At 70.6% G+C, this 6359-nt stretch carries 4 protein-coding genes; 3 read left to right on the plus strand and 1 reads right to left on the minus strand.

From position 1 onward, the window contains the following. Positions 1-51: 51 nt before the first annotated feature. Positions 52-1884 (minus strand): serine/threonine-protein kinase, encoded by a 1833-nt coding sequence (locus tag AB0M47_RS17870; protein WP_363414475.1) that lies wholly within the window; start codon positions 1882-1884, stop codon positions 52-54. 109 nt (positions 1885-1993) lie between these two features. Between AB0M47_RS17870 and AB0M47_RS17875 the strand changes: the two genes are divergently transcribed. The 3 genes from AB0M47_RS17875 to AB0M47_RS17885 all read left to right on the plus strand — a co-directional run bounded on the left by AB0M47_RS17875 (position 1994) and on the right by AB0M47_RS17885 (position 6325). Beyond that, positions 1994-3169 carry a cytochrome P450 gene (locus AB0M47_RS17875; protein WP_363414478.1) on the plus strand — a complete coding sequence of 392 codons (1176 nt, stop codon included), beginning with the start codon at positions 1994-1996 and terminating at the stop codon, positions 3167-3169. 276 nt (positions 3170-3445) lie between these two features. Beyond that, positions 3446-4177, plus strand: coding sequence for a winged helix-turn-helix domain-containing protein (locus tag AB0M47_RS17880; protein WP_363414481.1), 732 nt, complete (start codon positions 3446-3448; stop codon positions 4175-4177). Positions 4178-4216: 39 nt separating this feature from the next. After that, a complete protein-coding gene (locus AB0M47_RS17885) occupies positions 4217-6325 on the plus strand; it encodes an alpha-galactosidase (RefSeq protein ID WP_363414484.1) in 2109 nt (702 codons plus the stop codon). Positions 6326-6359 lie beyond the last annotated feature (34 nt).

The raw sequence follows: 6359 nt of genomic DNA on the forward strand, positions 1-6359 counted from the left end.
GGGCGAAATCCGGCGATTGTCGGAGGCAACCGTTTTCCCGATTCGACCCCGTCACGGGCTGACGGTGGGTCCCGCGGTGGGGCTGCGGCTCGGGGTCTTCGAGACCTTCGGCGACGGCGACGAGCTGGGACTGACCGACTGCGACGGCGAGGCCGTGACCGTCGGTCCCTCCCACAGGGTGAAATCGGTGAACATCACCGAGTACGCCGATTTGGCCGTCCCGAGCTGGTAGATCCCCATCGCCACCGAACCGGAGTCCAATTGCGACAGTGGTCGGGCGCCTTGCGGGCGGCCGTTGAGGGTCAGCGAGACGCGATCGGCGTCGACGACCATCTCGACGTTGATCGGCACGTTCACGGCCAGCGACGTCCCGGCCGGCTGCGGCCAGTCGTTGACCTTCACCGAGGTCCACTTCCCGCCCGGCTTGGCGGGCGGCCGGTAGTCGTACAGGGTCACCGAATCCGGGCACAGCCTGATCGCGTACCCGCCGGTCTTGGGCGAGAAGCGGAACCACAACGCGGCGCAGGTCTTCGGCGTGCCCAGGGTGAGGCGGACGCCGACCGCGACGTCACGGGCGTCGCGGGGCGGATTGATGTGGCATTGCGCGACGCCGGTGTTCGTGGCGGCGGTGTAGCCGTCGGGGCTGAACTTGCACGCGGTGCTTTCCTGCCAGTACTGCGGGGCCGTGAGCGCGCTCGGCGGAATGATCTCGTACCAGCCGAGGGGGGCCTTGAGCTGGGGAAGCGGGTCGGCGGTGGGGGAGACGGTGGGCAACGGCGAATCCGCCACCGACACGACGGCCGACGGGGAGGGCGTGGGCGTGGTCGGGGTGTTGGCGTTCGCGTCGGTCTTCTTGAGCAGATAGCTGGAGAAGAACACGCCGCCGGCGGCGAGCAGCGCGACCGAGGCGAGCCCGGCGACGAGCACGAGCGACCGGCGTCGTCGCGTCGAGACGACCATCGGACCGGTGTCCTCGCCGTCGCCGAGGAGGCCGAGCGAGGTGGGCTCCATGGCCTGGGCGGCGGCGGCCGGGCGGAGGACGTCCTTGGAGACGTGGGAGGTCGCGCCGAGCGAGACCAGCCGATCCAGCAGCTCCCGAGCGGTCGGCCGGACGGCCGGATCCTTCTGGAGGGTCTGCGCCACGACGTCGCGCAACGCCGCGCCCACGCCGTCGAGGTTCGGCTCCTCGGACAAGATCCGCACGGCGGTGGCGGCCGGGGTGTCACCGCCGAACGGCGTGTGCCCGGTCGCGGCGTAGACCATGACCGCGCCCCAGGCGAAGACGTCGGCGGCGGGGGAGATCGGCCGGTCCACCGGCCCGAGCCGCTCCGGCGCGATGTACGGGATGGTGCCCATGACCTGGTCGGTCTGGGTGAGCTGGGTGCCGTCGGTGCTGGTCCGGGCGAGGCCGAAGTCGATCACCTTGACGCCGCCGCGAGGCAGCAGCACGTTGGCCGGCTTGAGATCGCGGTGGATGACGCCGGAGTTGTGGATGGCGGTCAGCGCGGTCGCCATGCCGATGCCCAGCGAATGCAGGGCGGCCCCGGACACCGGGCCGGATTCGCGGACGATCTCGGACAACGTCGGACCGTCGACGTACTCGACGACCAGGTAGGGCGGCTCGTGCTCGGGGTCGGCGTCCAGCACCTCGGCAGTGCAGAACGGCGGGACGTTCTTCGCCCGCTCCACTTCCCCACTGAACCGCGCCCGGAACTCGGGCTGGTCGAGCAGATGATCCTGGATGACCTTGAGCGCGACCTTCTGCCCGGTCGTCGACTCAGCCAGGAAGACCGTGCCCATCCCACCCTGGCCCAGACGCCCCAGCAGCTTGTATCCGGCGATTTCCACCACATCGCCCGGACGTAGCGCCTGAACGCCTGACATGTTCTTTCCTCCCCGCGAGACTGCGACAGCATGCCACTTGCGGCGGTCGGCGTAAATCACCCTTCAGGCACAGCCGACACATATTGTGTGCCGTGACACACTCGGGACTATGACATCGACGGCCGCCAACCCGCACGAAACCCTCGCCCACCTGCGGCAATCCAGCCCAGCGCACCAGATTCCGATCGGACCTACCGCAGTCGGCTGGCTGATCACGCGGTACGCCGACGTGAAGCGCGCGCTGAACGACCCACGACTGTCCAAGCAGGCATTGTCCCAGCGGACCAACGGCGGCTCCCCCTTCCCGGTCGACGTACGCAAGGCGATGAGCGAGCACATGCTCAACTTCGACCCGCCCGAGCACACCCGGCTGCGCCGCCTGGTCTCGGCGTCCTTCACCGCCCGCCGCGTGGAAGCGCTGCGACCGCGAATTGAACAGCTCACCGACGATCTGCTCGCCGGGCTGGCCGGCCGCGACACCGTGGACCTCATCGACGACTTCGCCTTCCCGTTGCCGTTCACCGTCATCTGCGAGCTGATCGGCGTACCGGAGATCGACCGGGAGGCGTTCCGCGGCTGGTCGAACACCATGGTGGCCGGACCGGCGGCGCCGCCGGAACAGATGTACCAGGCGGTCGCGGCCACGGCGGACTACGTGGCGGACCTCATCGGCCGCAAGCGCGCCGAACCCGACGACGCGCTGCTCAGCAGCCTGATCCAGGCCAGCGACGCGGGTGAGGGACTGACCGCCGACGAGCTGAGCTCGGTGGTGTTCCTGCTGCTGCTGGCCGGGCACGAGACCACGGTCAACCTGATCGGCAACGCGGTCTACGTGCTGCTCCAGCGCCCGTCGATGGCCGCGGACCTGCGAGCCGACCCCACGCTGGTGCCGGACGCGATCGAAGAGATCCTGCGATACGAAAGCCCGGTGAAGTCCTCGACGCTCCGGCTGACCACCGAACCCGTCACCTATGGCGACATCACGATCCCCGCCGACGAGATCGTCATCATCTCCCTGCTGTCGGCGAACCGCGACGGCGACGCGTTCATCGCCGCCGACGAATTCGACCCCACCCGGACCGACGCCGGCGGCCACGTCGCGTTCGGCCACGGCATCCACTACTGCCTCGGCGCTCCGCTCGCCCGGCTCGAAAGCCAGATCGCGGTGTCCGCGCTGCTCCGGCGCTTTCCCGACCTGCGTTCGGCGGTTCCGCTCGACGAGCTCGACTGGCGGCCGGGCATCCTCATGCACGGGGTCACTCGGTTGCCGGTGACGCTCCGCTGACCCCGCCCTCGCCCCCCGCTCGCCCCGCTCGCCCGCCGCCGCCCGCCGCGTTGGCCCCGTGGCGTTGGCCCCGTGGCGTTGATCATGGAGTTTGCACCCTCGACTCGCCGTCGAGACCACAGTTAACTCCATGATCAACGCGGCGAGCACGCGAGCGAGCACGCGGCGGGCACGCGAGCACGCGGCGGGCACGCGAGCGGGCGGGGAGCGAGCGGAGCGAGCGAGGGGGAGAGGGCCAGGGGCAACGGATCGGGGGGTCTGGGGCGTTCCCCTGGGATGGAGCTGCGTCTGTCTGCGGCGGATCTCGGCCGCGTCACCGTCGCGCAAGGGGCCGATCCCGAGCTGGAGTACCAGCTCAGCCTGAGGATGTTGCGCAGGCCGTCGTTGCCCTGTTTCGTCGACTGGCATGGCGAGATGGCGCAGCGGTTCCGGTATCGGGAGGTGACCGACCGCGCGGGGTACGAGCGCACCGCGATCGAGCCGTATTGGGATCGCATCGAGAAGTTCGTCGCCGCGGAGCGGGTTCGGCTCGGCCGGGCGGTGCTCGACGGCGGCTTGGACGGTCTGCTCGGCACGCTGCATCCGGATGTTCGCTGGGCGCCGCCGTCGTTGCGCGTCACCGGGCCGGACGAAGTGGTGGCCGGCGAGGGCGGGTTGCTGGTGCAGCCATCGGTCTTCGTCGGGCACCATCCGATGCTCGTGCGCCGCAAAGGACAGGTCGTCCTGGTCCAACCGGTGAGCTGTGAGCTGGAGGATCAGGCGGATGAGCAGCTCGGCGCGCTCATGGGGCGTACCCGGGCGAAGTTGGTCAAAATCCTGATGCTCGCGGGTGGTGCGACGACCACGCAACTCGCGCGCCGCGCGGATCTGTCGCTGGCCGCGGTCAGCCAGCACGTCGCCGTGCTGCGGGCGGTCGGGCTCGTGGTCACCCAGAACGCCGGCCGCGAGCGGTGCCATCTGCTCACGCCGGCGGGCGCGCGACTCGTCGAGCGTCCCGCCTGTTCCTGACTTGTACGCCGAGAGCCGGGCCCGGATATCCTCGCCGTCATGACCTTGCTGTGCCTGCGGGCGAACGACTCGGCGCTGGTGCTGGACGTGTCCGGCCCGAAGCTGCCGCGCGTGCTGCATTGGGGGGCCGACCCGGGATCGCTGGAGGGTTTCGCGCTCGCGACGCAGCCGTTCGCGTTGCAGGTCGACGAGCCGATGCCGATCACGTTGCTGCCCGCGCAGGCCGACGGCTGGCTGGGGCGGCCGGGGCTGGCCGGTCACCGCGACGGCACGTGGCCGTTCCAGCGGTTGACGCTGACCGGTGAACCTCAGGTCGAGGTCGACCCGGCCGGCGGTGGCCGGATCGTGGTCGAGTCCGCCGACGCGGCAGCCGGGATCGAGGTCGTCAGCGAGCTGGTGCTGAGCCCGCAAGGCGTCGTGCGAGTCCGGCATACGGTGACGAATTCCGGCGACGGCGTCTGGACGCTCGACCGGCTGGAAGCACTGCTTCCGGTGCCGGGGCAGGCTCGGGAGCTGCTCGACTTCACCGGCCGCTGGCCGCGGGAGAAGCAGCCGCAACGGTCGGAGTTCCAGCACGGCTCCCACGTACGCGAGAACCGCCGGGGGCATACCGGGCACGACGCGACGGGCCTGCTCATCGCGGGTACGCCGGGCTTCGGCTTCCGGAGCGGCGAAGTCTGGGGAGTCCACATCGGATGGAGTGGCGACCACGTCCACGCCGCCGAACGGTTCGCCGACGGCGTGAGCCTGCTCGGCGGCGGTGAACTGCTCCTTCCCGGCGAGGTACGCCTCGCGTCGGGAGAGGCGTACGCGAGTCCTTGGGCGTACTTCGCCTATTCGGCAGCCGGGCTCGACGGGTTGAGCAGTGCTCTCCATCGGGAACTGCGTGCCCGGCCGAGCCATCCGCACAGTGCTCGTCCGGTCGTGCTGAACACCTGGGAGGCCGTCTACTTCGACCACCGGCTCGACCGGCTGACGGCGTTGGCCGACGTCGCGGCCCGGATCGGAGTGGAACGTTTCGTCCTGGACGACGGCTGGTTCCTCGGCCGCCGGGACGACAAGGCCGGCCTGGGCGACTGGTACGTCGACCCCGAGGTCTGGCCGAACGGTCTGCACCCCCTCGTCGACCACGTACGCGGGCTGGGCCTGCAAGTCGGGCTGTGGTTCGAGCCGGAGATGGTGAACCCGCGGTCCCGGCTGGCCGAGGAGCACCCCGACTGGGTCCTCGCCACCCCGGGCCGTTGGCCGGTGCTCGCCCGGAACCAGGTCATCCTCGACGTCGCCCACCCCGACGCGTACGCGTACCTGCTCGACCGCATCTCGTCGCTGGTGACCGAGTACGGCATCGACTACATCAAGTGGGATCACAACCGGGACCTCGTCGAGGCGGTGCACGCCGGGCGAGCGGGCGTACGCGCCCAGACGCTGGCCGTATACAGCCTGCTCGCCGAGGTACGCCGACGCCATCCGAAGCTGGAGATCGAGTCCTGCTCGGGAGGCGGCGCGCGGATCGACTACGGCATCCTGGAGCACACCGATCGGGTCTGGACCTCGGACACCAACGACGCCCTGGAGCGCCAGGCGATCCAGCGCTGGACCGGTCTCCTGCTGCCGCCGGAGCTGATGGGGGCGCACATCGGGCCGCCGCACGCGCACACCACCAGCCGGTACGCCGACCTCCCGTTCCGGGCGGCCACCGCCCTCTTCGGCCACGCCGGCCTGGAGTGGGACCTGACCTCGCTCAGCGAGGCCGAGCTGGCGCAGCTGACCGCGTGGATCACGCTCTACAAGCGACTGCGGCCGCTGCTGCACACCGGCGACGTGGTCCGGGCCGACCACCCCGATCCGGCCGCCTGGCTGCACGGCGTCGTCGCGGCCGACGGCACGCACGCGGTTTACTGCTACGCCCAGCTCACCGCGCCGCTCGACCTCGCGCCTCCGGCGCTACGGCTGCCGGGCCTCGACCCCGCGCGGACGTACGAGGTCCGGGTGCTGCCCGAAGTCAGCGTGGAACTGGGCGGATCCGCCCGCAACCCGGCCTGGCGCGACGGCGTCACCGCCTCCGGAGCGGTGCTCTCGACGGTAGGCCTGCGGGCTCCCCGCCTGAACCCCGCCGAATCCCTAGTCCTAGAACTCCACTCCCCCTAACCCCCTCCCCCTCCCACCCCCTCCCACCCCCACC

It is taken from the genome of Hamadaea sp. NPDC051192 (assembly GCF_040682475.1).
GTDB classification, from domain to species: domain Bacteria; phylum Actinomycetota; class Actinomycetes; order Mycobacteriales; family Micromonosporaceae; genus Hamadaea; species Hamadaea flava.

Bases quoted from the DNA above. Each gene is read 5' to 3' on its own strand.
- AB0M47_RS17880 (WP_363414481.1), top strand. From the start codon at position 3,446: ATGGAGCTGCGTCTGTCTGCGGCGGATCTCGGCCGCGTCACCGTCGCG.
- AB0M47_RS17875 (WP_363414478.1), top strand. From the start codon at position 1,994: ATGACATCGACGGCCGCCAACCCGCACGAAACCCTCGCCCACCTGCGG.
- AB0M47_RS17870 (WP_363414475.1), bottom strand. From the start codon at position 1,884: ATGTCAGGCGTTCAGGCGCTACGTCCGGGCGATGTGGTGGAAATCGCC.
- AB0M47_RS17885 (WP_363414484.1), top strand. From the start codon at position 4,217: ATGACCTTGCTGTGCCTGCGGGCGAACGACTCGGCGCTGGTGCTGGAC.